The sequence below is a fragment of the Microbacterium oxydans genome, from assembly GCF_026559675.1.
In the GTDB taxonomy this organism is placed as follows: Bacteria; Actinomycetota; Actinomycetes; order Actinomycetales; family Microbacteriaceae; genus Microbacterium; species Microbacterium oxydans_D.
This window is the reverse complement of record NZ_CP092891.1, coordinates 3,425,504-3,447,427: the sequence shown is the minus strand read 5'-3', so window position 1 is coordinate 3,447,427 and position 21,924 is coordinate 3,425,504. Positions and strand designations below refer to the sequence as shown.

The following is a 21,924-nucleotide window of genomic DNA, read 5'->3' as shown; positions in this document are numbered from 1 at the left end:
ACCCACCCGGGGGAGCCCCCGCCTCCTGCCTCCCTGCTGCCTCCCTGCTGCCTCCCTCAGGCGTCGAGTGCACGGGATGTCGCCGAGTGCACGGGAGCCCGGCGCATATCCGCCGTGCGCTCGTCGAGTACTCGTGCACTCGACGACGGTGACGAGGAGGGAGGGGGAGGGAGGGGGGAGGGGGGAGAGGGGAGAGAGGGGGTCAGGGGCGGGGTGGGTGGAGGACCGTGCGGACCAGGAGGCCGGCGACGAGGGCCCAGAACGCGGCGCTGACGCCGAGCACGGCGATGCCGGATGCGGCCACCAGGAAGGTCACCACGGCGGGGATGCGCTCGCCCGGTTCGTCGATCGCCTGCTGCACCGACGAGCCGAACGCCGCGAACAGCGCGAGACCGGCGACGGCGGGGATCACGGCGGCGGGTGCGAGCACCACGAGAGCGGCGAACGCGGCGGAGAACGCGCCGAGCACGAGGTACGACGCCCCGGTCGAGACGCCGGCCACCCACCGCCGCTTCGGATCGGGGTCGGCATCCGGCGAAGCGGCGAGGGCCGCGCTGATCGCGGCGAGGTTGATGGCGTGCCCGCCCGCGGTGGCTCCGACCGCGGTGCCCAGTCCGGTGACCAGCATGGCCGGACGCCAGGGCACCTCGTAGCCGAAGCTGCGCATGATCGCGATGCCCGGCACGTTCTGGGAGGCCATGGTCACGATGAACAGCGGGAGCGCGAGGCCCACGAGGGCGCCGACCGTGAACGTCGGCGTCGTGAACTCGAGGTGCGGCAGCAGCACGCGCGGATCGAATGCGGCACCCTCACCGATCAGGGAGACCGCGACCACCACGGTCGCGGCCACGAACGCGAGCGGCACCGCCCACCGGGGCGCCAGGCGCGCGAACACCAGCCAGGTGAGCACGACCGGGATCACGCCCCAGGGATTCGTGACGATCCCCGTGATCGGGGCGAGGCACAGCGGCAGCAGCACGCCGGCCAGCATTGCCTGGGCGATCGACGGCGGGATGCGGGCGATCAGGGCGCCGAGCGCCGGCCAGAGCGCCGTGAGCAGGATCAGCGCCGCGGTCACCAGGAACGCGCCCACCGCCGCGGACCAGCCGCCGTCGACGGTGCCGGTCGCCACCAGGAGCGCCGCGCCGGGAGTGGACCACGCCACGGTGATCGGCATCCGGTACCGCCAGGCGAGCACCACGCACGCGAGGCCCATCATGAGGCTGACCGCGAGGAGTCCGCTGGCCGCCTGGGGCGCGTTCGCCCCGACGGCGTCGAGCCCGGTCAGTACGACCGCGAAGGAACTCGTGAATCCGACGAGGGCCGTGACCACCCCCGCCATGATCGGGCGGGACAGGGGCGCGGCGTCGGGCATGGCTCCGAGGTTATCGCGGGGTGCCGGTGTGCGGGACGACCCTCACCGTCCGGTCGGCCCACCCGGCGTCTCGCTCGGCGTCGGTGCCGGCTTCGTCCAGGACAGCAGGTAGCGGTAGTAGATCCCGCGGCGGAGGCGGGCGCCGGGGAGCAGATCGCGGGCGAGGGAGCGGATGTCCGCGATGCTCTCGGTGGGCGCGGCGGTGGGGACGCCGATGTCGCGCGACTCGCGGTGGAGCATCGACCCGAGCCGCGCCCACGGCAGCGCGAGGGCCGACAGGGTCCAGTCCGCGGGCGTGCGGTCGGCGGCGAGTCCGACGATCAGCAGCCTCCCGCCGGGGCGGAGGAGCGTCACGGCCTTCGCCAGCGACGAGCGCGTATCCATGTGATGCAAGGTCGCGACGAACGTGAGGAGGTCGAACCGTCGGTCGCCCGCGTCGAAGTCCGCGAAGTCGGAGAGGACGACGGTCGCATCCGGGATGTCGCGGAGTCGCGCCCGCGCGCGCTCGGCTGTTCCCGGGTGGGGCTCGATGCCGGTCACGGTGTCGTACCCGGGGGCGAGTCGCTGCAGGAGGAGCCCTTCGCCGCATCCGACGTCGAGGGCATCGCGCCGATGTGCGCCCGAGACGGCTCTGATGATCCACCCGTGGTACGCCGCGTTGTGGTTCCAGTACTCGGTCACGGCTGTCGTCCTAGGCGAGGCCCATGCGATGCGCGAGGACGACGGCCTGCACCCGGTCGCGGGCGCCGAGCTTCTGCAGGACGCGTGAGACGTGCGTCTTCACGGTCGCCTCGCCGATGAACAGCGCTCGCGCGATCTCGGCGTTGCTCCGGGCGTCCGCGAGCAGCGTGAGCACCTCGGCCTCGCGTTCGGTGAGCGGCTCGGCGAGGGACACCTTCGCGACCGGAACGCCCGCCGTCGCGACCGGGACCGATGAGGCCGGGACAGACGCCGGTTGCTCCGCCGTTGTCGCGGCGAAGCGCGCGAGCACCCGCCGGGTCACCTCGGGCGCCAGCATCCCGTCGCCCGCGGCGAGGGCGCGGACGGCGCCGATCAGATCCTCCGCCCCGGCGTTCTTCAGCAGGAAGCCGCTGGCTCCGGCATCCAGCGCCTGGTAGAGGTAGTCGTCGCGGTCGAAGGTCGTCACGATCGCGATGGCCGCGCCGACCGCCGGGTCCGCGACGATGCGCCGGGTCGCCTCGATGCCGTCCATGTCGGGCATCTGCACGTCCATCGTGATGACGTCGGGGAGGAGAGCGGATGCCTGCGCCACGGCGTCCGCTCCGGACGACGCCTCGCCGACCACGGTGATATCGGGCTGGGTATCGAGGATCGTGCGGAAGCCGGCGCGCAGCAGGGCGTGGTCGTCGACGAGCAGCACGCGGATCGGGGTGCTCATCGGTTCATGCTCGATTCGCTCGCGATGGGAAAGGGCACACGGGCGCGCACACGCAGGCCGCCGAACGGTCGGGGGGTCACCTCGAGCGTGCCTCCGGAGGCCGCGGCGCGCTCCCGCATCCCCAGCTGGCCGAGCCCGGGCCGCAGCTGGGCGACCGGGCGCCCCGTGTTCACGATCTCGACCTCGACGCCATCGTCGTCGTAGCGCACGCGGACGTCGGCGGTCGCATCGGGGCCGGCGTGACGGCGGGCGTTCGTCAGCGATTCCTGCGCGATGCGGTAGAGATTCACGGCGATGAGCGACGGGACGGGCGCCGGATCGCCGATCACCGTGTAGGCGGTCGGCAGTCCCGCCTCGGTCGAGGCGTCGACGAGTTCGGCGATGTCGTCGAGGGCGAGGGTCGAGGCGGTATCCGTCGTCTCTCCTCCGGGGGTCCGCAGAGTCTCCAGCAGCTGACGCAGCTCGTGGATCGCGTCGCGGGCAGAGCCCTCGATGCCGGTGAGGATGCGCGCGGACTCGGCCGGATCACGCTCGAGCACCAGGCGCGCGGCTCCCGCTTGCACGCCCATGACCGAGACGTGGTGGGCGACGACGTCGTGCAGCTCCCTGGCGATGCGCACCCGGTCGAGGGCGACGGCCTGGGCCGCGGTGACCTCGCGCTCGCGCTCCAGCTCGGCGGTGCGCTGCTCGAGCACGGCCAGCTGCACGGCTGCCGCCCAGGAGCGCTCGCCGAAGTAGTACGCCCCGCCGAAGTAGAGCACGTTCAGCAGCAGCTGGATGAGCATGAAAGCCACGTAGGGCGACATGGCGCCGGCGATGACGTCCGCCTTGTCGGCCTCGCGGATCGCGTCGCGGTACATGGTGATCAGCAGCCACACGAACATGCTGACGATGATCCCGACGCGGACGATGATCGCGCGGCGGCGGTCGTTCATCCATGCGCCGGCCGTGTAGATGGCGATGAACATCGCGATGTTGCCGACGTAGATCTCCGGGATGCGGATCGTCACGGCGGTGAAGTAGGCGGCCACGACGATGATCGCGACCGTGCCGGGCCACCGGCGTCGGACCGCCAGGGGAGCGCAGACGACGACCGCGTACACGAGGGCGGTCCACAGCGGGGCCTGCTCGTCGCCCCACACCTCGGCGATCGAGGAGAGGCCCGCGCTCAGCACGGCCCCCACGAACATGACCGCCGCGAGCACGATGTCGCTCCGCCGTTCGCGCTCGGTCGGTGTGCGGATGAACGGGGCGGGCATCCTTCCACCGTAGGGCGGAGGCTGCCGGGACCGCATCCCCCGTGCGGCGGATGGATTCTCTACTTGCTATTGACAAGCTTGGTTGTTTTTTGCAAGCTTGTGGACATCCAGGAATGACCACTCGGCATCCGGAATCGACAAACGAGTCATCATGACCAAGGTCTTCGTCAACCTGCCCACCAGCGACCTCGAGCGCGCCAAGGCGTTCTACACGGCGCTCGGCTGCGAGATCAGCCCGCAGTTCACCGACGAGAACGCCGCGTGCATCGTGTGGAGCGAGGACATCTACTTCATGGTCCTCAAGCGCGAGTTCTTCGCCACCTTCACCGACAAGCCGATCGCCGATCCCAACGAGGTCGCCCAGGTGTCGGTGGCGTTCAGCCGGGACTCGCGCGAGGACGTCGACGCGATCCTCGAGAAGGGCCTCGCCGCGGGCGGTGCGGAGCCGAAGCCCGTGCAGGACTACGGGTTCATGTACTCCCGCGACCTCGACGACCCCGACGGCAACTCGCTCGGCTTCCTCTACATGACCCCGGAGGCCGTGGAGAACGGCCCGGATCACGTGGCCGACTCCACGGCATCGGCCTGACGTGGCAGCGCGCAGCTACGGCCAGTACTGCGGTGTGACGACGGCCGTCGAGCTGATCGGGGAGCGGTGGGGTCTGCTCATCGTCCGCGATCTGCTCGTCGGGCCCCGTCGCTACACCGACCTCAAGCAGGGGCTGCCGCGCATTCCGACCAACATCTTGTCCACGCGGCTGAAGGAGCTGCAGGAGGGCGGGGTCGTCCGCCGGGTTCCCCTGCTGAACTGTGGCCTCGTGTACGAGCTCACCCCGTACGGCCGGTCGTTCGAGCCGATCATGCTCGCTCTCGGCCGCTGGGGCTTCCAGGCGATGGGCGATCCGGAGGAGGGCGACGTCGTCACCCCGGACTCGCTCACCATGGCCCTGCGCACGGCGTTCCAGGCGGATGCCGCGGCGGATGCCGAGTACGAGCTGCACGTCGGCGACGTCGCCCTCCGCGCGTCGGTGCGCGACGGCGAGCTCCGTGTCGCGCAGCTCGCGCCTCCGGCGCCACCCGTCGGCGGTCGCCTTCCCGAGGGGGAGCCGGATGCGGTGATCGTCGCCGGTCCGGGCGTCCGCCGTCTGATCGGCGGCGAGATCACGCCGGCGGAGGCGCTGGCGGAGGACGTCGTCGCCGTCGTCCGCGGGGAGGAGTCGATGCTGGACTCGTTCGCCGCGACTTTCCACATCGCACGAATGACAGTAGGGAGCATGACATGAACGACCACACATCGGGTCGCATCCTGATCGACCTCTTCACATCTCTCGACGGTGTGGCACAGGGGCCCGGGGGTACCGATGAGGACACCTCCGGCGGGTTCCGCTTCAGCGGCTGGCAGGCCGGGCATCCGTCGTCCGGCGTCGGCCCCGAGATCGAGAAGGGGATGCGCGGCCTGGATGCGCTGCTGCTCGGGCGGCGCACCTACGACATCTTCGCCTCGTACTGGCCGCATCACACCGAGGGGGAGTCGGGCGACATCGGGACGCTCTTCAACCGGGTGCCGAAGTACGTGGCCTCCCGGGACGCCGACATCGCGCTCGGCTGGGAGGGCAGCACGCGCGTCGGCGCCGACCTGGCCGCCGAGGTGGCCGCGATGCGGGCAGCCCACCGAGAGGTGCACGTGATCGGCAGCCTCGACTTCGTGCACACGCTGCTCGCCGAGGGACTGTTCGACGAGCTGAACCTCTGGGTGTACCCGATCCTGCTCGGCGCGGGCAAGAAGGTCTTCGACGACCGTGCCCTCCCGTCGGTGCTGGAACTGCTCCAGGAGCCGATCACCGACGACGGCGGCGTGACGCTGCTCCGCTACGGGCGCACCGATCGGGTGCCGGAGGTCGGGACGTTCGACTGAAACGGGGGGGAACTCAGCCGAGGAGCCGCTCGATCATCTGCGCCACACCGTCTTCATCGTTCGAGGCGGTCGTCTCGTCGGCGGCCTCGCGCACGACGGGCTCGGCGCCGGCCATCGCGACACCGCGGCCCGCCCAGCGGAGCATCTCGACGTCGTTGAGCGCATCGCCGAAGGCCACCACGTCGGCGCGGTCGATGCCGAGGTGCTCGCAGAGCCGGGCGAGGCCCGTGGCCTTGGTGACGCCCTCTGCCATGACCTCGACGAAGGGGGCTCCCGAGAGCGTCGCCTCGAAGCCGGTCAGCCCGAGCGACCGCAGCGCGTCGAAGAGCGCGTCCGGGGCGAGTTCCGGATGCCGGATCACGAACTTCAGGCTGGGGGCCGCGAGCACCTGGTCCAGCGGCACACCGCCCATCGTCGCCGGGTCGCGCTTATGGTCGGCGAGCTGGGCGATCGCGGCGTAGCCGTCCTGGGCGACGAACGTCTCGCCGGCATCGCGCACGCTCGCGAACAGCAGCCCCGGGATGCTGGCGCGCAGTGCCTCGGCGAGGGCGCGGATCGTGTCGGACGGAAGCTCTTCGGCGAACAGCATCCGTCCGTCGTCGAGGCGCACGGCATAGGCGCCGTTGCTGCACAGCGCCCATCCCTCGAACCCGGCGTCGGCCGCGATGGCCCGCAGACCGATCGGCTGCCGTGCCGTGACCGGGACGACGTGGATTCCACGGGCACGGGCCGCGTCGAGTGCCGCCCGCGTGCGCGGGGTGACGGTGGACGTCGAGTCGAGGAGAGTGCCGTCGAGGTCGGTGGCGATCAGTCGGATGGTCATGGCGTTTCGTCTCGTTTCGCTCGCGCAGCGAACGGGTGGGGCGTCAGGAGAAGATCATCGGCATGTCGTCGTCGTCATCGGTGCCGCCGAAATCGAGGTCGACGACCACCGGGACGTGATCGCTGGGCTGCTCGCCCTTGCGCTCGTCACGGTGGATCGACGCGCCGGTCACGGCCTCGGCCAGCATGCGCGAGCCCAGGACGAAATCGATGCGGACGCCCTCGTTGCGGGGGAACTTCAGCCGTTGGTAGTCCCAGTAGGTGAAGCCCTCGGGGATGAGCGGGCGGACCACATCCGTGACCCCGGCGTCCTGGAAGGCGAAGAACGCATCGCGCTCCTGCGGGGAGACGTGCGTGGAACGGCCGATCACGATGTCGGGGTCGCCGTTGTCGACGTCGAACGGGATGATGTTGAAGTCGCCCACCAGGGCGAGCGGAAGGTCGGGGTTCGCCGAGAGCTCGGCAGCCGTCGACTTCTTCAGCTGCTCGAGCCAGTGCAGCTTGTAGAGGTAGTGCGGATCCTCCAGCGAACGGCCGTTGGGCACGTACAGGCTCCACACGCGCACGCCGTCGACCATCACGCCGAGCGCGCGGGCCTCGAGCGGCGCATCCGGGCCCTCATGACCCTTGGCGAAACCCGGCATCCCGTCGAACGACGTGCGCACGTCGGTGACGGGCAGGCGGCTCGCGATGGCGACACCGTTCCACTGGTTCAGGCCGTGCACCTCGACGTGGTAGCCGGCCTCCTCGAACGGTCCGTAGGGGAACTGCTCGGGCTTGCACTTGATCTCCTGCATCGCCAGCACGTCGATGTCCTCACGGACGGCGAACTCGACGGTACGGGTGACGCGGGTGCGGATGGAGTTGACGTTCCAGGTGGCCAAGCGCATACGTCCAGCCTAGTTGCGGCATCCGACACGAGCCGCCGCGGACGACCGTGCTCGCGCCTTCTACACTGGATGCCGTGACCGCACTCGACGCAGACCGCCAGACACTCCTCGACCTCATCAAGGACGAGGCGGTGTTCCACGGTGACTTCACCCTCTCCAGCGGCAAGAAGGCGACGTACTACGTCGACATGCGCAAGCTCACACTCGACCACAGGGCGGCCCCGGCGATCGGCCGGATCATGCTCGACCTGATCGGCGACCTCGACGTGGTGGCCGTCGGTGGCCTCACTCTCGGTGCCGACCCGATCGCGAACTCGGTGCTGCACGCCTCGGTCGCGGCCGGTACCCCGCTCGACGCGTTCGTCGTGCGCAAGGAGCCCAAGGACCACGGCCGCGGTCGCCAGATCGAGGGTGCCGACGTCAAGGGCAAGCGCGTCGTCGTGCTCGAAGACACCTCCACCACCGGGCAGTCCGCGCTCAAGGCCGTCGAGGCTCTGCGTCGCGAAGGCGCCGAGATCGTCGCGGTCGCCGTGATCGTCGACCGCAAGACGGGCGCGCAGGCCGCCATCGAAGCCGAGGGTCTCGAATGGCGCGCAGCCTTCGACCTCGACGACCTCGGGCTCGACCCCCAGTGACGCGCCACGCCCTCGCCGTCGACGTCGGCGGCACGAAGATGGAGGCCGCGCTCGTCGCGGAGGACGGTGTGCTCGTCGAGGGCAGCCGCAGTCGCCAGGCGACCGGTCGCGAGGCCACGTTCGCGTCGCTGGACGCCGCGGTCATCGCGATCGTCGAGCACGCGCTCGCGGCGCTCCCCGCGGATGCCGAGCTCGTCGGGGCGGGTATCGGCAGCGCCGGTCCCGTCGACCGGACCGCTGGTGCGATCCTGCCGGTCAACATGCCGCTCGCCCGCGGCTTCGGTCTCACCGAGGCCGTCCACGCCGCCGCGTCCACGGTCATGGGCCGTGACGTCCCCACCGTCCTGGGGCACGACGGAGGAGCGCTCGCGCTCGCCGAGTCCTGGCTCGGCGCCACGCAGGGTGCTGGTGCTTCGCTGTCGATCGTCGTGTCGACCGGGGTCGGCGGCGGTTTCGTGGTGAACGGCTCGTACGTCCCCGGAGCCACCGGCAACGCCGGGCACCTCGGCCAGGTCCGCCGTGAGGACGGTCTCACTCTCGAGGAGATCGCCTCGGGGCCGGCGAGCGCCGCGTGGGCGCAGGCGCAGGGATGGCGCGGAGCCACGGGTGAGGATCTCGCTCGAGACGCGGCGGCGGGGGATGCGATCGCCCGTTCGGCGATCGAACGCTCGGCCCGCGCGGTCGGAGAGGCGCTGGCGGACGCCGCGACCCTCGTCGACCTCGACGTCGTCGCCATCGGCGGCGGCTTCTCGCGCGTGTCTCCGGACTACATCGACCTCGTGCAGCACGCCCTCACCGCGAGCGCCGTGCACGAGTACTCTCGCCGTACGCGGGTGGTGCGATCGGGTCTGGGCGACGAGGGGCCGTTGATCGGCGCCGCCGCCCTCGCGCTCGCCCTCCGCTGACGCGGCGCCGCGCGGGCGCTCTGTCGTCTCGTCGTCGAGGCGTCAGCGGCTGGCTCTGAGGAGGTGTCGCGGGGGTCCCTCGAGGCGCGCGACGGAGATCTTGAGGTCGGTGACGTCGGCGGCGACCGCGTCGATGCGGGAGCTGAGATTCTCGGCGACGGCGTCGATGCGGCTGCTGAGTTTCTCGTCGACGGCGTCGATGCGGCGGACCATCCAGGAGGCACCGACGAACGTGCTCGTGCCGAGAGTGAGGACGATGCCGATCGCGCTGATGACGATGGTCAGGGTGTCCGTGGCCACGATCTCAGCTCCGTCCGACGGTGAGGAGGTGTCGCGGGGGTCCTTCGAGGCGGGCGACGGAGATCTTGAGGTCGGTGACGTCGGCGGCGACCGCGTCGATGCGGGAGCTGAGCTTGTCGTCGACCGCGTCGATGCGGGAGCTGAGATTCTCGTCGACCGCGTCGATGCGCCTGCTGAGATTCTCTTCGACGGCGTCGATCCGGTCGTTGAGCTTGTCGTCCACGGCATCGATGCGGCGGACCATCCAGGCCGCCCCGGCGAACTGGCTCGTGCTCACGGTGAGGACGATGCCGATCGCGCTGATCACGATCGTCATGGTGTCCGTGGTCACGAGTGCTCTCCTTGCCGTGTGCGGGTATGCAGGAGACGTTACGCCGCTTCCAGGGTGGCGATCGCCGGAATTCCGGCATCCGTGGAGAGGTCGCAGACGTCATGAAATGTGGAGGAGTGGTCAGCTCGTCTTCCGCCCGCGGTGCACGGCGGCGAAGGTGTCGCGGAGCGCCTCCATCGAGCGGTCGTAGTTCGACTGGGCGACCCCGATGAAGATGCAGTCGACCACCATGAGCTGGGCGATCCGGCTTCCCAGCGCGCCGGAGCGGAAGCCCGTCTCGCGAGCCGCGGTCGTCAGCACGAGGTCGGCGTGGTCGGCCAGCGGAGCGCCCGCATGGTTCGTGAGGGCGATGGTCGTCGCCCCGGCACTGCGCGCGAGGAGCAGGAACTCGATCGTGTCGGTGGTCGCACCGCTGTGGGACACCGCGATCGCGACGTTGCCGGGGCCGAGCGTGGCAGCCGAGGTCCAGGCGGCATGCGGGTCGGACCACTCCAGAGCGGTGCGCCCGATGCGGGTGAGCTTGCGCTGCAGGTCGAGCCCCACGATGGAGCTGGCGCCGACGCCGAAGATGTCGACGCGGCTCGATGCGGTGATGGCCTCGACCGAGGCGCGGAGGGACTCGGTGTCGAGCACCTTGGCGGTGTCGGCGAGGGACAGGGTCTCGGCGAGCGAGACCTTGGCGACGATGTCGGCCAGGGTGTCGTCGCGGTCGATGTCTCCGGAGACGGCGGGGAGCGCCGCGGTGTCGAACGTCTCGCGCTCCACGTCGCGCAGCACGTGGTTGCGCAGCTCGCGCACGTGCTCGTAGCCGAGACGCTTGCAGAACCGCACGACCGAGGTGGTCGAGGTGTCGCAGCGCTGCGCGAGCTCGGCTACCGAGAGCCCCGCCGTGCCGGCCGGGTCGGAGAGGAACAGATCGGCGATCCGCTGCTCGCTCGGACGCAGCTCGGGGCGGAGCGCCCGCATGCGGACGAGCACGGGATGCGCGCCGACGGCTTCAGGGGGCATGGGGTCTCCGATCGATGTCTCATACACTAGGGGAACGACTGTTACATCAGAAGCGGTCCGCGTGTACTTTTCATACACATCGAGCGGGCGGCATCGCGAGGAGATCAGGAAGCGATGACCATGGAGGATCTCGGCGGGCTCGCCACGGAAGCGAGCGATCCCCGGTACGCGGAACTCGACCTGATGAGCGTCGCGGAACTCGCGCAGACCATGAACGAAGCGGATGCCAGGGTTCCCGCCGCCGTGCAGCGCGCACTCGGGCAGATCGTGCCGGCGATCGAGGCCACGGCCGCGCGCATGGCGCAGGGGGGACGCCTGGTCTACGTCGGCGCAGGGACCCCCGGCCGCATCGGCGTGCTCGACGCCTCGGAGTGCCCGCCCACGTTCAGCACCCCGCCGGAGCTGGTTTTCGCGATCATGGCCGGCGGCCCTGGGGCGATCGTGAACCCCGTCGAGGGGGCGGAGGACGACGCGGAGGCGGGTGCCGCGGCCATCGACGCCGCGGGGATCGGACCGCTCGACACCGTGATCGGCATCGCGTCGAGCGGGCGCACGCCCTATGTGATCGCCGCCGTCCGCCGAGCCCGCGAGCTCGGAGCGCTCAGCATCGGTCTGTCGTGCAACGCCGGCACCGCCCTCAGCGCAGCGGCCGAGCACGGCATCGAGGTCGAGGTCGGCCCCGAGGTGCTCTCCGGCTCGACCCGGCTCAAGTCCGGCACCGCCCAGAAGCTGGTGCTGAACATGTTCTCGACCATCACGATGGTGCGGAACGGCAAGGCCTACGGCAACCTGATGGTCGACGTGAAGGCCACCAACCACAAGTTGCGCGAGCGGGCGATCCGGATGGTGGAGACCATCGCGGATGTCGACCGCGACACGGCCGTGACCGCACTGGAGGCTGCCGCCTACGACGTGAAGATCGCGTCGATCATGATCCGCCGCGGTGAGGACCTCGCCGCGGCCACCGCACGACTGGACGCGGCCGACGGTCGACTGCGCACCGCACTGGAGGAGAACTGATGCGTGTCCTCGGACTGATCTCCGGCACCTCGCACGACGGCATCGACGCGGCCGTCGTCGACTTCGCGACCAACGGCGGCTTCACCGCCCACGGCGTGGATCTGCACGGCACAGTGCTCGCGGCCACCAGCGTGCCCTACGCCCCCGAGCTGCGGGCGCGGCTGATCGCCGCCCTTCCGCCCGCACAGACGACGCTCGCCGAGGTGTGCGAGCTCGACACTCTCATCGGGCAGGCGTTCGCGGAGGTCGCGGCGGACATCGCCGCCGAGGTCGGCGGGGTCGACGCGGTGTGCTCGCACGGGCAGACCGTGTACCACTGGGTCGACGGCGCGCACGCGCTGGGCACTCTGCAGATCGGTCAGCCCGCCTGGATCGCCGAGAAGGTCGGCGCCCCCGTGGTGTCGGACATCCGGATCCGCGACATCACGGCCGGTGGACACGGCGCCCCGCTGGTGTCGTTCCTCGACGAGCTGCTGCTGCGCTCGCGCGCCGGCGTCTCCGCCGCCCTCAACCTCGGCGGCATCTCGAACATGACCGTGGTGCGCGAAGACGGCCTCGTCGCCTACGACATCGGTCCGGCGAACGCGCTGGTGGATGCCGTCATCGTGGAGCACGGCCTCAACCCGCTCGGCTACGACGACGACGCCGCGATCGCCCGCACCGGGCAGGTCGACGAGGCGCTGCTGACGGCTCTGCTCGAGGACCCGTACTACGCCCTCACTCCGCCCAAGAGCACGGGCAAGGAGCACTTCCACCTCCGCTACGTGCACGAGCACCTCGCCGCGCAGGGCCGGGAGATCCCGGTCGCCGACGTCGTGCGCACCCTCACCGAGCTCACGGTCCGCACGGTCGCGCGCGACGTCGAGGCCGCGGGCATCGGGTTCCTGGCCGTGTCGGGCGGCGGATGCCGCAACCCGCTGATCCTCGACGGACTGCGCGCCGCCCTCCCCGCGACCGAGGTCGTGCTGGCCGACGAGCTGGGCGCCGCTGCCGACAGCAAGGAGGCGATCCTCCTCGCGCTCATCGGCTGGTCGACGCTGCACGGCGTCCCGGCGATCGTCCCCGGCGGCACGGGTGCGCGCGAACCGCGGATCCTCGGCACCATCACTCCCGGTGTCGGACCGCTGGAGATGCCCGAGCCGGTCGCGTCGATCGACTCCCTGGTGCTGACGGAGGCCTGACCGCCACGGGGTCGGCGGGCTCAGCGCCGGCGGTCGTCGTCGTCCCAGGGGCCTTCCCACCAGCCGGCGCGACCGTCGTCGTCGGGACCTCGGCGCCGACGGGAGCGCACGAACTGCACCACGAACATGGTCAACGAGCTGAGCAGGATCAGGAAGACGACGAGGAAGAGCACGTCACTCTGGTTCATGGGCGTTTCCCCTTCGCGGCGTCCGCGACGATCTTCGCGATGCGGGCGGACCGGGTCTCCGGACGCTTGGCCATCGCGATGTGCGTGAGTCCGAACTTCCTGACCGACTTCGGGAACGCGTCCCAGTTCTCCCGCGCCGCCGGGACGGCGTCGAGTGCTGCCGCGAACTCGTCCGGCTCGATCCCGGCCTCCGGTCCGTCGAGCACGGCCCAGGAGCCGTTCGCCTTCGCGACCTCGAGCACGCGGATGCCGGCCGGCGCGAGCAGCCCTGCGGCCTCGAGCTCCGCGATACGTGCCTTGTTCGTCGCCGCCCATCCGCTGCCGGGGCGTCGAGGGGAGAACCACTGGCCGTTGGCGCGGTCGTCCGATCCGTCGCCGAACACGCGCACGGGGCCGTCGATCCAACCGAAGCACAGCGCCTGCCGCACGGCATCCTCGTAGCCGACGCCGCCCGCGCCGCTGCCCCGCACGCTCAGCAGCCAGACGCCGGCGGCCCGCTCATGGTTCTCCTCGAGCCACGCGCGCCAGGCCGCGGCATCCGCTGCCGTGATCCGTTCGCCGTCGTCGAGCGCGCCCATGCCTACTTCTTGGTCTTGACCGTCGTGATCGTCTCGGTGATGCGCGGCAGCAGATCGGCCACGGACTGCACGATCTCGTCGGGACGGAACGGGTACTTCTCGATCTCGGCCTGATCGCTGATCCCGGTGAGCACGAGCACGGTGTGCAGGCCCGCCTCGATGCCGGCGACGACATCGGTGTCCATGCGGTCGCCGATCATGCCGGTGCGCTTCGAGTGCGCGCCGATCTTGTTGAGCGCCGAGCGGAACATCATCGGGTTCGGCTTGCCGACGACATACGGCTCCTTGCCCGTGGCCTTCGTGATGAGCGCGGCGATCGCGCCGGTGGCCGGCAGCGGTCCGTCGGTGCTCGGGCCCGTGGCATCCGGATTCGTGACGATGAAGCGCGCGCCGCCGATGATGAGGCGGATCGCCTTCGTGATCGCTTCGAACGAGTAGTTGCGCGTCTCGCCGACGACCACGAAGTCGGGGTTCGTCTCGGTCATGATGAAGCCGGCATCGTGCAGGGCGGTCAGGATGCCCGCCTCGCCGATCACGAACGCGGAGCCGCCGGGGAGCTGCTGCTTCAGGAAGTCGGCGGTCGCGAGGGCCGAGGTCCAGATGCGCTCCTCGGGCACGTGCAGTCCGCTGATGCGGAGGCGTGCCGACAGGTCGCGCGCGGTGAAGATCGAGTTGTTGGTGAGCACCAGGTAGGGGATGCCCGCGCTCTCCCAACCGGCGAGCAGCTCGGACGCCCCGGGGATGGCGTCGTTCTCATGGACGAGCACGCCATCCATGTCGGTCAGCCAGCATTCGATGTCGTCACGTTGTGCCATGTGCACAGCCTAGAGGGCGCACCTGTCCATTCGAATCGCGCAAATGGCTCAGTTTCCCGTCGAAACGCAACCAATCGGGCGATTCGAAACCGGGAGGCTACGGGGCAGGGGTCTCGGTGGCGAACTTCGGGTCGCCGGGGGTGATGCCGAAGAACAGCGGATCGGTCGGGGACTCGAAATCCGACGGGAGGTAGCCGCCGAGGAAGACCTCCTCGCCGAAGAGCATGTCGGAGAGATCGTGGGCGTTGCCGGGGCGGCAGGTGGTGGCGGCCGAGATCTGGGCGTTGCCGTTCTTGCGGAACTCGACGAGGAGCAGCTCGAAGCCGCGTTCGTCGGCGACGGCGATCTGGACGAGCGAGTCCTTTCCCTCGCCGAGCGTGCGACGGCGGGGAGACAAGCCGGCATCCGTGAGGTACTGCTCGACGGCGTCGGCATTCTGCTCGCGATCCGCGAGGTCCATGGTGAGGCGTCGCCCCAGGTTGAACTGGTACCCGTTGCCGTCGTCGCAGTTGTCCGGCTGCATGCCGTAGTCGCCGATCTGCCCGACGATCCAGGGGCCGGTGGACAGGACCGACTGCACCCCGTTCACGAACTCCCGGTAGTCCATGTAGGTCTGCTCCGCGTCGGCGTACAGTGCCTCGCCCGTCGGGACGGGTTCCGCGGTGTCACATCCGGTCATGGTCATCACTCCTGTCAATGTCAATGCGAGAACTACCAGCGCGCGCTTGCGCTTTCGCGTACGTCGGATCACCACAGCCACCAATCATCGCTTCCGTATCCGCCCGGGGTCGTCAGCGGTTCGCCGGTCTCGATGATGTTCACGATGTTCGCGAACGATTCGGACCCTTCTTGAAGGTACCCGCCGGGATGACCGGTCGAGCCGATGGGGAAGTCGCCCTCGTCGTGTGTTCCGTGCCCGGGCGTCTGCAACAGCGGCTCACCGTCGTGATGCTGCGACGTGGGGGCGGAGCCGTCGCGGTTCGGGGCGTAGCCGCCGTTGCTGTCGAACGACACCGCGCCGTCGAGGCTGCCCGGATCGATGGGGTGCGATCCCCAGGTGAACGGATTCTCCGGAGCCCACCGCCCTTTGAGACGGGGGGAGAATTCCCCATGCCTGTCTCAGGCCGTGAGCCAGATCGCGTCGGCGGCGTGCGCGACCTCGGCCTCGGTCCCGCCGATCGAGAAGCCGTTGGCGGTGACCGTCACCTCGACGCCCACGGCGAGGCCCGAGGCCTCGACGGCGCGCAGCACCTCCGGGTCCTGGTCGCTCACGCGGAGGACGTGCCCGACATGGCCGACCGGGGCGTCGGCCAGCAGCACGAACGGCACGCGCTCGATGTGGCCGTCGGCGTCGGGGATCGCATCGCCATGCGGGTCGAAGCGGGGGCGGCCCAGACGCGCGTCGATGCCTTCGAGCAGTCGGTCGCTGATGGTGTGCTCGAGCACCTCGGCCTCGTCGTGCACCTCGTCCCAGCCGTAGTCGAACTCCTGCACCAGCCAGGTCTCCACCAGGCGGTGCCGGCGCACCATCGCGAGGGCGCGGACGGTGCCGGCATCCGTCAACCGCACCGCACCGTAGGGAACGTGCGAGACGAGGCCCGCGGCGGCGAGCTTCTTCACCATCTCGGTGACCGACGACGGGGCGATGCCGAGCTTCGCGGCGAGTACGGAGGGTGTGATCGGCGCGTCCTGCCACTCGGTATGCGCGTAGACGGTCTTCAGATAGTCGTCAGCTGCCGGGGATGCCACCGGTCCAGCCTACGGTGTGCGCTCGCGCGCCCACGCGGTGAGCCCGTGGATCAGTGCGCGCACGCCGATCTCGAACGTGCGGCGGGCCGGGTCGTCGCTGAGGCGCGCGCGGGCGGCTTCGGCCGCGGCGAAAGCGGGGAACTCCGGGGCGAGCTCTCCCGGCGCCATGTTGTCGGCCGGGGCGAGGGCGTCCAGCGCGGAGCCGATGATGAACGACTCCAGCGCGACGATGGCATCCACGATCGTGTCGGTCGGCCACCCGTCGTCGGTGAGGAGCCGGGCGATCTGCTCGTAGTCCGCGAACGAGCCCTCGTCGGCGTCGATCGGCGAGGTGGCGAGCATCACCATGGCCTCCGGCGCGGCGATCGCGGCGGCGCGGTAGCTGTGCGCCCAGGTCAGGAGCGCGTCTTCGACGGGCATCTCGTGCAGCACGGGGGAGACGAGCGCGCGGCTCACCTGCCCGCGCATGGCCCGGATCACGGCGTCGCGGTTCGCGAAGTGGTGGTACAGCGCCGAGGTGCGCACGCCCAGCGATTCCGCGAGTGCGGTCATCGTGAACTGCCGCGGCGTGCGCTGCGCGCTGAGCCGGAACGCGGCCTTCAGGATGCGCTCCTCGGTGAGCACCTGCGTGGACGGTCGACCGACGCTGCGCGGAGATTTCGTCATCGTGCTCGATTCTGCTCGGGTGTCTGGTATTTTATTGAAACTCTTTCAATACTGACGAAGGCACAGCCATGACCGGTTTCGACGCCGACACCATTGTCACCGGCGCGCACGTGGTGACGATGGACCCGCGCCGCCCGCACGCCTCGGCCTTCGCGGTGCGCGACGGCCGTTTCCTCGCGGTCGGCGATGACGCCCTGGTCCGCGAGCTGCGCGGGCCGCGCACCGTCGTGCACGACCTCGGCGGCGCGGCCGTGACCCCCGGACTCATCGACGCGCACCTGCATCCGATCCAGGGGATCGAGCTGACGGCCGGGATCGACCTGGGCGGCCTGACCACGGGAACCGCGCTTCTCGCGGCGCTGCGTGCCGAGGCCGACCGCGCGCTCGCCGAAGACGCCGACCCGTGGGTGCGCGGCTGGAACCTCGACTACGACGTCTTCCACGACCTGCCGATGACGGCGGAGGCGATCGAGGATGCCGTGCGCGGCCTCCCGGCCCTGCTGATCGTGTTCGACGGCCACACCGCGCTCGCCAGTCGCGCGGGACTGAGCCGGGCGGGCATCACCGGCGCACGCGAGTTCGAGGACTCGTCCTGCGTCGTCGTGGACTCCGACGGCCGCCCCACCGGAGAACTGCGGGAGCTCGGCGCCTACGAGCCGGTGCGGCTGAGCGCCCCGGCGCTGAACCGCGACCAGACCCTCGCCGTCGGCCACGAGCTGCTGCGCGGGCTGCGCGACTCCGGCCTCACCGGCGGCACGATCATGGACGGCGGCTTCGCGACGCTCGCACTGCTCGATGCCCTGGAGCAGGGGCCGGGCCTCCCGATCCGCATCGTCTCGGCGATCGACCACGAGCCCGGATTCGACGAGGAGCGGACGGCCGCGAACCTCGCGATGCGCGACCGCCGCGGTGACCGGTGGCGTGGCGGCGTGGTCAAGCTCTACGCCGACGGCGTGGTCGAGACCGGCACCGCCTGGCTGCACGAGCCGGATGCCGCCGGCGCGGGCCTGGAGCCGTTCTGGAAGGATGCCGCCGCGTACGCCCGCACCGTGCGACGGTACGCCGATGCCGGGTTCCAGGTCGCGACGCATGCCATCGGCGACCGCGCCGTCGCGGAGGTCGTCGACGCCTATCTCGCCGCCGGCGTGCGCAGCGCCTCGGGCGCCCCGCACCGCATCGAGCACCTGGAGACGACGACCGACCGGGACGTCGCCCGCATCGCCGCCGCGGGTATCACCGCCTCGATGCAGCCGCTGCACATGCAGTGGCGCAAGGCCGACGGCTCCGACGACTGGTCGAGCAGGCTCGGACCCGTCCGCGCCGCGCGCGCCTGGCGGGTGCGCGATTACTGGGACGCCGGAGCGCCCCTCGCCCTCGGGTCCGACTGGCCCATCGCGCAGAACGACGCCCGCATCGGCCTCGCCTGGTCGATGCTGCGCCGCCGCCCGGGAGACCTCGACGCCCCGGTCTTCGAGCCGGCGCAGGTGCTCACCCCGTACCAGGCGCTGCACGGATACACCGTCGGCGCCGCCCGGGCCCAGGGAGACGCCGACCTCGGCCGCATCGCCCCCGGGTTCCGGGCCGACTACGCCGTGTGGGCGGAGAACCCGCTGCACGTCTCCCCGGACGACCTCCCCGACCTGCCCGTACAGGCGACGGTCGTCGGCGGCACCGAGCCCTGACCCCCGGCTCGACCGCACCCTCCTCCGCATCCCCTTCACACTGAGGTGACTTCCATGCCTGAATTCGGCGCTCTCGCGCTCCTCCCCATCGCGGTGATCCTCATCGTCGCGGTCGCCACCCGGCGCACCCTCTTCGCCCTGCTCTGCGGCACCGTCGCCGGGGCCCTGATCCTCGGCGGCTGGGGCGGGTTCGACGTCTGGGTCGAGTACACCGGCAAGGCGCTGTCCAACGAGACGGCGCAGTGGCTCCTGCTGATCGTGGCGCTCTTCGGCATCCTGATGATGCTGTTCGAGAAGTCGGGCATCGTCACCGACTTCGCGAACTGGGCCGAGCGCTTCGTCACCTCGCGCCGCAAGTCGACCGTGCTGACGTTCCTGCTCTCGGTCGTGCTGTTCGTCGACGACTACCTGAACGTGCTCACCACGGGCACCTCGATGAAGCAGGTGACCGACCGCTACCGGGTGCCGCGCACGCAGCTCGGCGCGATCATGAAGATGACGGCCGCGCCGATCGCCGTCCTCATCCCGGTGTCGACGTGGGCGCTGTTCTTCTCCGGACTGTTCGAGGCGCAGGGCGTCACGGTCGGCGGCACGGGCTTCGGCGCCTATCTGCAGGCGATCCCGTTCATCTTCTTCGGTTGGGCCGCTCTCGCGGTCGCCCTCCTCATGAGCATCGGCTGGCTGCCGAAGCTCGGTGTGATCAAGCGCGACGCGATCCGCGCGGAGCGTGACGGCGACGTCTTCCCGCTCGGCACGACCGACGACGAGCGTCGCGCCGAGGGTGTGGCCCTCCTCGCCGAGCTCAAGGCCGACGATCCGGACGGCTCGACCGCGCAGCGCGTCGCCACCGCGCTGGCCACCTCGACCGATTCCTCGACCGGCACCGGGCGCAAGCCCCAGCCGTGGGGCTTCCTGATCGCGATGGCCGTGCTCGTGGGCGTCACGATCGCGACCGATGCGAACGTCGTCGCCGGCACCGCCGCCTCGCTCGCGGTGACCCTCGTGATCGTGCTCGTGCAGCGTCGGCTCAGCATCCGCGGAGTCCTGGACGCCGCGCTCGAGGGCATCGAGAGCATGCTGTTCGTGATGATCCTGACGGTCCTCGCGTTCATGGTGCAGGAGATGAACATCACGCTGCAGCTCGCCGAGTTCGTGATCCAGGTCACCGAGCCCGTGCTCACCCCCGCGCTGCTCCCCGCGATCGTCTTCGCGGTGTGCGGCATCTACGCGTACGCCACCGGATCGTTCTGGGACCTGGCCGCGGTGATCACCCCGGTCGTGCTCCCGCTGGCACTCGCGCTCGGGGCGGACCCGATCCTCGCCGGCGCCGCCGTGTTCTCCGGCGCCGCGCTCGGCAGCACGACATGCCTGTACGGCGACGGCATCATCCTCGCGTCGAGATCCATCGGCATCAAGCCGATCAACCTCATGCTCGCGATCCTGCCCTATGCGGGCATCGCCGCCGGGCTGTCGTTCGTGCTGTACCTGGTGACGGGTTTCGTCACGGCATAGGCGGACGGACCCGCTCGGCGATACCGGTCAGCCGAGCGTGGTCAGGATGATGAACGCGGCCTGACCGGCGAAGAACAGCACGAGGAATCCGAGGAGGGCGGCGGCCAGCGAGAGCCGGCCGTCGAACCCCTCGACCTCGTCCATGCCGATCTTGCGGGCACGGAAGGCCAGCACGAGTGTGGCGACGCCGAGCGCCAGCTGCACCCACGGGCTGCCGGGGCCGATGGCCTTCGGGAAGGCGATCAGCAGGCCGCCGATCACGCCCGTCGCGAAGCCGATCCAGGTGAGGATGCGGACAGTGCGACGGGCGTTCTCGGCAGACATGTGTCGAGCCTATCCGGGCTCAGGCGCCGGTCAGCACCAGCCAGAGCAGGGCGCCGTTGAGCGCGATCAGCAGCACGGACGCGAGGATGCCGGCGGCCGTGGTCCAGCGTCGATTCGCCCAGGCGCCGAGTGTCCGCTTCTGCGCGGTGAGCGCGACGAGCGGGATCAGCGCGAACGGGATGCCGAACGACAGCACCACCTGGCTGAGGACCAGCGCGAGCGTGGGGTCGATGCCGGCGCCGAGGATCACGAGCGCGGGGATGAGCGTCACCAGGCGGCGGAGCAGCAGCGGGATGCGCACGTGCAGCAGTCCATGCATGATCTCCGCTCCCGCGTAGGCGCCCACCGAGGTCGAGGCCAGTCCCGACGCGAGCAGGCCGACCGCGAAGAAGGTCGCCACGACCGGACCGAGGCCGGCGGCGAGGGCGGCGTGCGCGCCCTCCAGGGAGTCGGTGCCCTCGACACCGGCGAGGTTCGCGGCGGCGAGCAGCAGGATGCCGAGGTTCACGGAGCCGGCGATGACCATCGCGATCGAGACGTCCCAGCGGGTGGCGGTCAGCAGGCGGCGGATGCGCGAGGTCTCGGTGCGCGCCGCCTCGTCGCCGGCGTGCGCAGTGGTGGCCCCGAAGCGATCGCGGGCGAGGGAGGAGTGTGCGTAGATCGCGTGCGGCATGATCGTGGCGCCGAGGATGGACGCGGCCAGCAGCACCGATCCGGTGCCCTCGAAGCGCGGGACCATGCCGCCGAGCACGCCCGCCGGGTCCGGAGGAGCCACGAAGAGCCCGGCGAGGAATCCGATCGTGATGATGAGCATGAGCCCGATGATCACGAACTCGAACGGGCGTGCACCGCCGCGGTTCTGCACCGCGAGCAGGATCATCGAGACCGCCCCGGTGATCAGTCCGCCCAGGAGCAGCGGGACGTCGAACAGCAGGTTGAGGGCGACCGCGCCGCCGATCACCTCGGCGAGGTCGGTGGCCATCGCGACGAGCTCGGCCTGCAGCCAGTAGGCGCGGCGGGCCCAGGGTCGCTTCAGGCGGGCGCCCAGCACCTCGGGAAGGCTCTGCCCGGTGACGACGCCGAGCTTGGCCGAGAGGTACTGGATCAGCCAGGCCATCACGTTGCCCGCGAGGACGACCCACACCAGCAGGTAGCCGTACTGCGCCCCCGCGGTCATGTTGCTGGCGACGTTGCCGGGGTCGAGGTAGGCCACGCCGGCGACGAGGGCCGGTCCGAGCAGCCACAGGCTGCGAGGCGCTCTCGCCGCGGGCGCGGCCGGGGTCGTCATCAGGAGATCCGAATTTTTAGGCACACCGAAACCGTAGCGTATTTTTCGGTCCACCTAAATATCCTCTGCGTCGGAACCGACG

27 protein-coding genes are annotated in these 21,924 nt (G+C 70.5%); 9 read left to right on the top strand and 18 right to left on the bottom strand.

Annotation, left to right across the window (positions count from 1 at the left end; all coding sequences use genetic code 11):
* Window positions 1–202 precede the first annotated feature (202 nt).
* Genes MME74_RS16695 through MME74_RS16680 form a run of 4 tightly spaced genes read right to left on the bottom strand, consistent with a single transcriptional unit; the run spans window position 203 to window position 4,033 of the window.
* Window positions 203–1,375, bottom strand: a complete 1,173-nt coding sequence (locus MME74_RS16695; protein WP_267416229.1) for a benzoate/H(+) symporter BenE family transporter — start codon at window positions 1,373–1,375, stop codon at window positions 203–205.
* Between the two features lie 42 nt (window positions 1,376–1,417).
* Window positions 1,418–2,056: a class I SAM-dependent methyltransferase gene (locus MME74_RS16690; protein WP_267416228.1), complete on the bottom strand. Its 639-nt coding sequence runs from the start codon at window positions 2,054–2,056 to the stop codon at window positions 1,418–1,420.
* 10 nt (window positions 2,057–2,066) lie between these two features.
* Window positions 2,067–2,774, bottom strand: coding sequence for a response regulator (locus MME74_RS16685; RefSeq protein WP_267416227.1), 708 nt, complete (start codon window positions 2,772–2,774; stop codon window positions 2,067–2,069).
* Window positions 2,771–4,033, bottom strand: a complete 1,263-nt coding sequence (locus tag MME74_RS16680) for a sensor histidine kinase (RefSeq protein ID WP_267416226.1) — start codon at window positions 4,031–4,033, stop codon at window positions 2,771–2,773. Before MME74_RS16680 ends, MME74_RS16685 begins: the two co-directional genes overlap by 4 nt.
* 151 nt (window positions 4,034–4,184) lie before the next feature.
* On the opposite strand from MME74_RS16680, the gene MME74_RS16675 reads away from it, so the two are divergent.
* Genes MME74_RS16675 through MME74_RS16665 form a run of 3 tightly spaced genes read left to right on the top strand, consistent with a single transcriptional unit; the run spans window position 4,185 to window position 5,948 of the window.
* Window positions 4,185–4,622: a VOC family protein gene (locus MME74_RS16675; protein ID WP_267416225.1), complete on the top strand. Its 438-nt coding sequence runs from the start codon at window positions 4,185–4,187 to the stop codon at window positions 4,620–4,622.
* 1 nt (window position 4,623) lies between these two features.
* The gene (locus tag MME74_RS16670; protein WP_267416224.1) at window positions 4,624–5,316 is read left to right on the top strand and encodes a winged helix-turn-helix transcriptional regulator; all 693 of its coding nucleotides are present in this window, start codon (window positions 4,624–4,626) and stop codon (window positions 5,314–5,316) included.
* A complete protein-coding gene (locus MME74_RS16665; protein ID WP_267416222.1) occupies window positions 5,313–5,948 on the top strand; it encodes a dihydrofolate reductase family protein in 636 nt (211 codons plus the stop codon). The genes MME74_RS16670 and MME74_RS16665 overlap by 4 nt, the downstream gene beginning before the upstream one ends.
* Before the next feature lie 13 nt (window positions 5,949–5,961).
* Here the strand turns inward: MME74_RS16665 and MME74_RS16660 are convergent, their stop codons facing one another.
* Together MME74_RS16660 and MME74_RS16655 are read right to left on the bottom strand one after the other, a co-directional pair.
* On the bottom strand, window positions 5,962–6,771 hold the full coding sequence (locus MME74_RS16660; protein WP_267416221.1) for a Cof-type HAD-IIB family hydrolase: 810 nt from the start codon (window positions 6,769–6,771) through the stop codon (window positions 5,962–5,964).
* Window positions 6,772–6,814: 43 nt separating this feature from the next.
* Window positions 6,815–7,660, bottom strand: a complete 846-nt coding sequence (locus MME74_RS16655) for an exodeoxyribonuclease III (RefSeq protein ID WP_267416220.1) — start codon at window positions 7,658–7,660, stop codon at window positions 6,815–6,817.
* Window positions 7,661–7,734: 74 nt separating this feature from the next.
* Here MME74_RS16655 and pyrE point away from each other — a divergent pair, with 74 nt between their 5' ends.
* Both pyrE and MME74_RS16645 read left to right on the top strand, forming a co-directional pair.
* On the top strand, window positions 7,735–8,295 hold the full coding sequence (gene pyrE, locus MME74_RS16650; protein WP_267416219.1) for an orotate phosphoribosyltransferase: 561 nt from the start codon (window positions 7,735–7,737) through the stop codon (window positions 8,293–8,295).
* A complete protein-coding gene (locus MME74_RS16645; RefSeq protein ID WP_267416218.1) occupies window positions 8,292–9,200 on the top strand; it encodes an ROK family protein in 909 nt (302 codons plus the stop codon). The genes pyrE and MME74_RS16645 overlap by 4 nt, the downstream gene beginning before the upstream one ends.
* Before the next feature lie 42 nt (window positions 9,201–9,242).
* On the opposite strand, the gene MME74_RS16640 is transcribed toward MME74_RS16645, so the two are convergent.
* The 3 genes from MME74_RS16640 to MME74_RS16630 all read right to left on the bottom strand — a co-directional run bounded on the left by MME74_RS16640 (window position 9,243) and on the right by MME74_RS16630 (window position 10,839).
* On the bottom strand, window positions 9,243–9,500 hold the full coding sequence (locus tag MME74_RS16640) for a hypothetical protein (RefSeq protein WP_267416217.1): 258 nt from the start codon (window positions 9,498–9,500) through the stop codon (window positions 9,243–9,245).
* A gap of 4 nt (window positions 9,501–9,504) precedes the next feature.
* The gene (locus MME74_RS16635) at window positions 9,505–9,831 is read right to left on the bottom strand and encodes a hypothetical protein (protein WP_267416216.1); all 327 of its coding nucleotides are present in this window, start codon (window positions 9,829–9,831) and stop codon (window positions 9,505–9,507) included.
* A gap of 120 nt (window positions 9,832–9,951) precedes the next feature.
* The gene (locus MME74_RS16630; protein ID WP_267416215.1) at window positions 9,952–10,839 is read right to left on the bottom strand and encodes a MurR/RpiR family transcriptional regulator; all 888 of its coding nucleotides are present in this window, start codon (window positions 10,837–10,839) and stop codon (window positions 9,952–9,954) included.
* Window positions 10,840–10,953: 114 nt separating this feature from the next.
* Between MME74_RS16630 and murQ the strand changes: the two genes are divergently transcribed.
* Both murQ and MME74_RS16620 read left to right on the top strand, forming a co-directional pair.
* On the top strand, window positions 10,954–11,859 hold the full coding sequence (murQ, locus tag MME74_RS16625; RefSeq protein WP_267416214.1) for an N-acetylmuramic acid 6-phosphate etherase: 906 nt from the start codon (window positions 10,954–10,956) through the stop codon (window positions 11,857–11,859).
* Window positions 11,859–13,040 (top strand): anhydro-N-acetylmuramic acid kinase, encoded by a 1,182-nt coding sequence (locus MME74_RS16620; protein ID WP_267416212.1) that lies wholly within the window; start codon window positions 11,859–11,861, stop codon window positions 13,038–13,040. Before murQ ends, MME74_RS16620 begins: the two co-directional genes overlap by 1 nt.
* Window positions 13,041–13,060: 20 nt before the next feature.
* Here the strand turns inward: MME74_RS16620 and MME74_RS16615 are convergent, their stop codons facing one another.
* The 7 genes from MME74_RS16615 to MME74_RS16585 all read right to left on the bottom strand — a co-directional run bounded on the left by MME74_RS16615 (window position 13,061) and on the right by MME74_RS16585 (window position 17,036).
* Window positions 13,061–13,228 (bottom strand): hypothetical protein, encoded by a 168-nt coding sequence (locus MME74_RS16615; RefSeq protein WP_267416211.1) that lies wholly within the window; start codon window positions 13,226–13,228, stop codon window positions 13,061–13,063.
* Window positions 13,225–13,806, bottom strand: coding sequence for a YdeI/OmpD-associated family protein (locus MME74_RS16610; protein ID WP_267416210.1), 582 nt, complete (start codon window positions 13,804–13,806; stop codon window positions 13,225–13,227). Before MME74_RS16610 ends, MME74_RS16615 begins: the two co-directional genes overlap by 4 nt.
* 2 nt (window positions 13,807–13,808) lie before the next feature.
* Window positions 13,809–14,621 carry an HAD-IIA family hydrolase gene (locus MME74_RS16605; protein ID WP_021198233.1) on the bottom strand — a complete coding sequence of 271 codons (813 nt, stop codon included), beginning with the start codon at window positions 14,619–14,621 and terminating at the stop codon, window positions 13,809–13,811.
* 97 nt (window positions 14,622–14,718) lie between these two features.
* Window positions 14,719–15,300, bottom strand: a complete 582-nt coding sequence (locus MME74_RS16600; RefSeq protein WP_267416205.1) for a hypothetical protein — start codon at window positions 15,298–15,300, stop codon at window positions 14,719–14,721.
* A 68-nt stretch (window positions 15,301–15,368) separates the two neighbouring features.
* The gene (locus MME74_RS16595) at window positions 15,369–15,635 is read right to left on the bottom strand and encodes a hypothetical protein (protein WP_267416203.1); all 267 of its coding nucleotides are present in this window, start codon (window positions 15,633–15,635) and stop codon (window positions 15,369–15,371) included.
* A 105-nt stretch (window positions 15,636–15,740) separates the two neighbouring features.
* A complete protein-coding gene (locus MME74_RS16590; RefSeq protein ID WP_267416202.1) occupies window positions 15,741–16,370 on the bottom strand; it encodes a metal-dependent transcriptional regulator in 630 nt (209 codons plus the stop codon).
* A 9-nt stretch (window positions 16,371–16,379) separates the two neighbouring features.
* Window positions 16,380–17,036, bottom strand: coding sequence for a TetR/AcrR family transcriptional regulator (locus MME74_RS16585; protein ID WP_267416201.1), 657 nt, complete (start codon window positions 17,034–17,036; stop codon window positions 16,380–16,382).
* 68 nt (window positions 17,037–17,104) lie between these two features.
* Here MME74_RS16585 and MME74_RS16580 point away from each other — a divergent pair, with 68 nt between their 5' ends.
* Together MME74_RS16580 and MME74_RS16575 are read left to right on the top strand one after the other, a co-directional pair.
* On the top strand, window positions 17,105–18,718 hold the full coding sequence (locus tag MME74_RS16580; RefSeq protein ID WP_267416200.1) for an amidohydrolase: 1,614 nt from the start codon (window positions 17,105–17,107) through the stop codon (window positions 18,716–18,718).
* Between the two features lie 54 nt (window positions 18,719–18,772).
* Window positions 18,773–20,230: a Na+/H+ antiporter NhaC family protein gene (locus MME74_RS16575; RefSeq protein ID WP_267416199.1), complete on the top strand. Its 1,458-nt coding sequence runs from the start codon at window positions 18,773–18,775 to the stop codon at window positions 20,228–20,230.
* 27 nt (window positions 20,231–20,257) lie between these two features.
* On the opposite strand, the gene MME74_RS16570 is transcribed toward MME74_RS16575, so the two are convergent.
* On the bottom strand, window positions 20,258–20,554 hold the full coding sequence (locus tag MME74_RS16570; RefSeq protein WP_267416197.1) for a hypothetical protein: 297 nt from the start codon (window positions 20,552–20,554) through the stop codon (window positions 20,258–20,260).
* A gap of 19 nt (window positions 20,555–20,573) precedes the next feature.
* Window positions 20,574–21,842: an Nramp family divalent metal transporter gene (locus tag MME74_RS16565; protein WP_267416196.1), complete on the bottom strand. Its 1,269-nt coding sequence runs from the start codon at window positions 21,840–21,842 to the stop codon at window positions 20,574–20,576.
* Window positions 21,843–21,924: the final 82 nt, after the last annotated feature.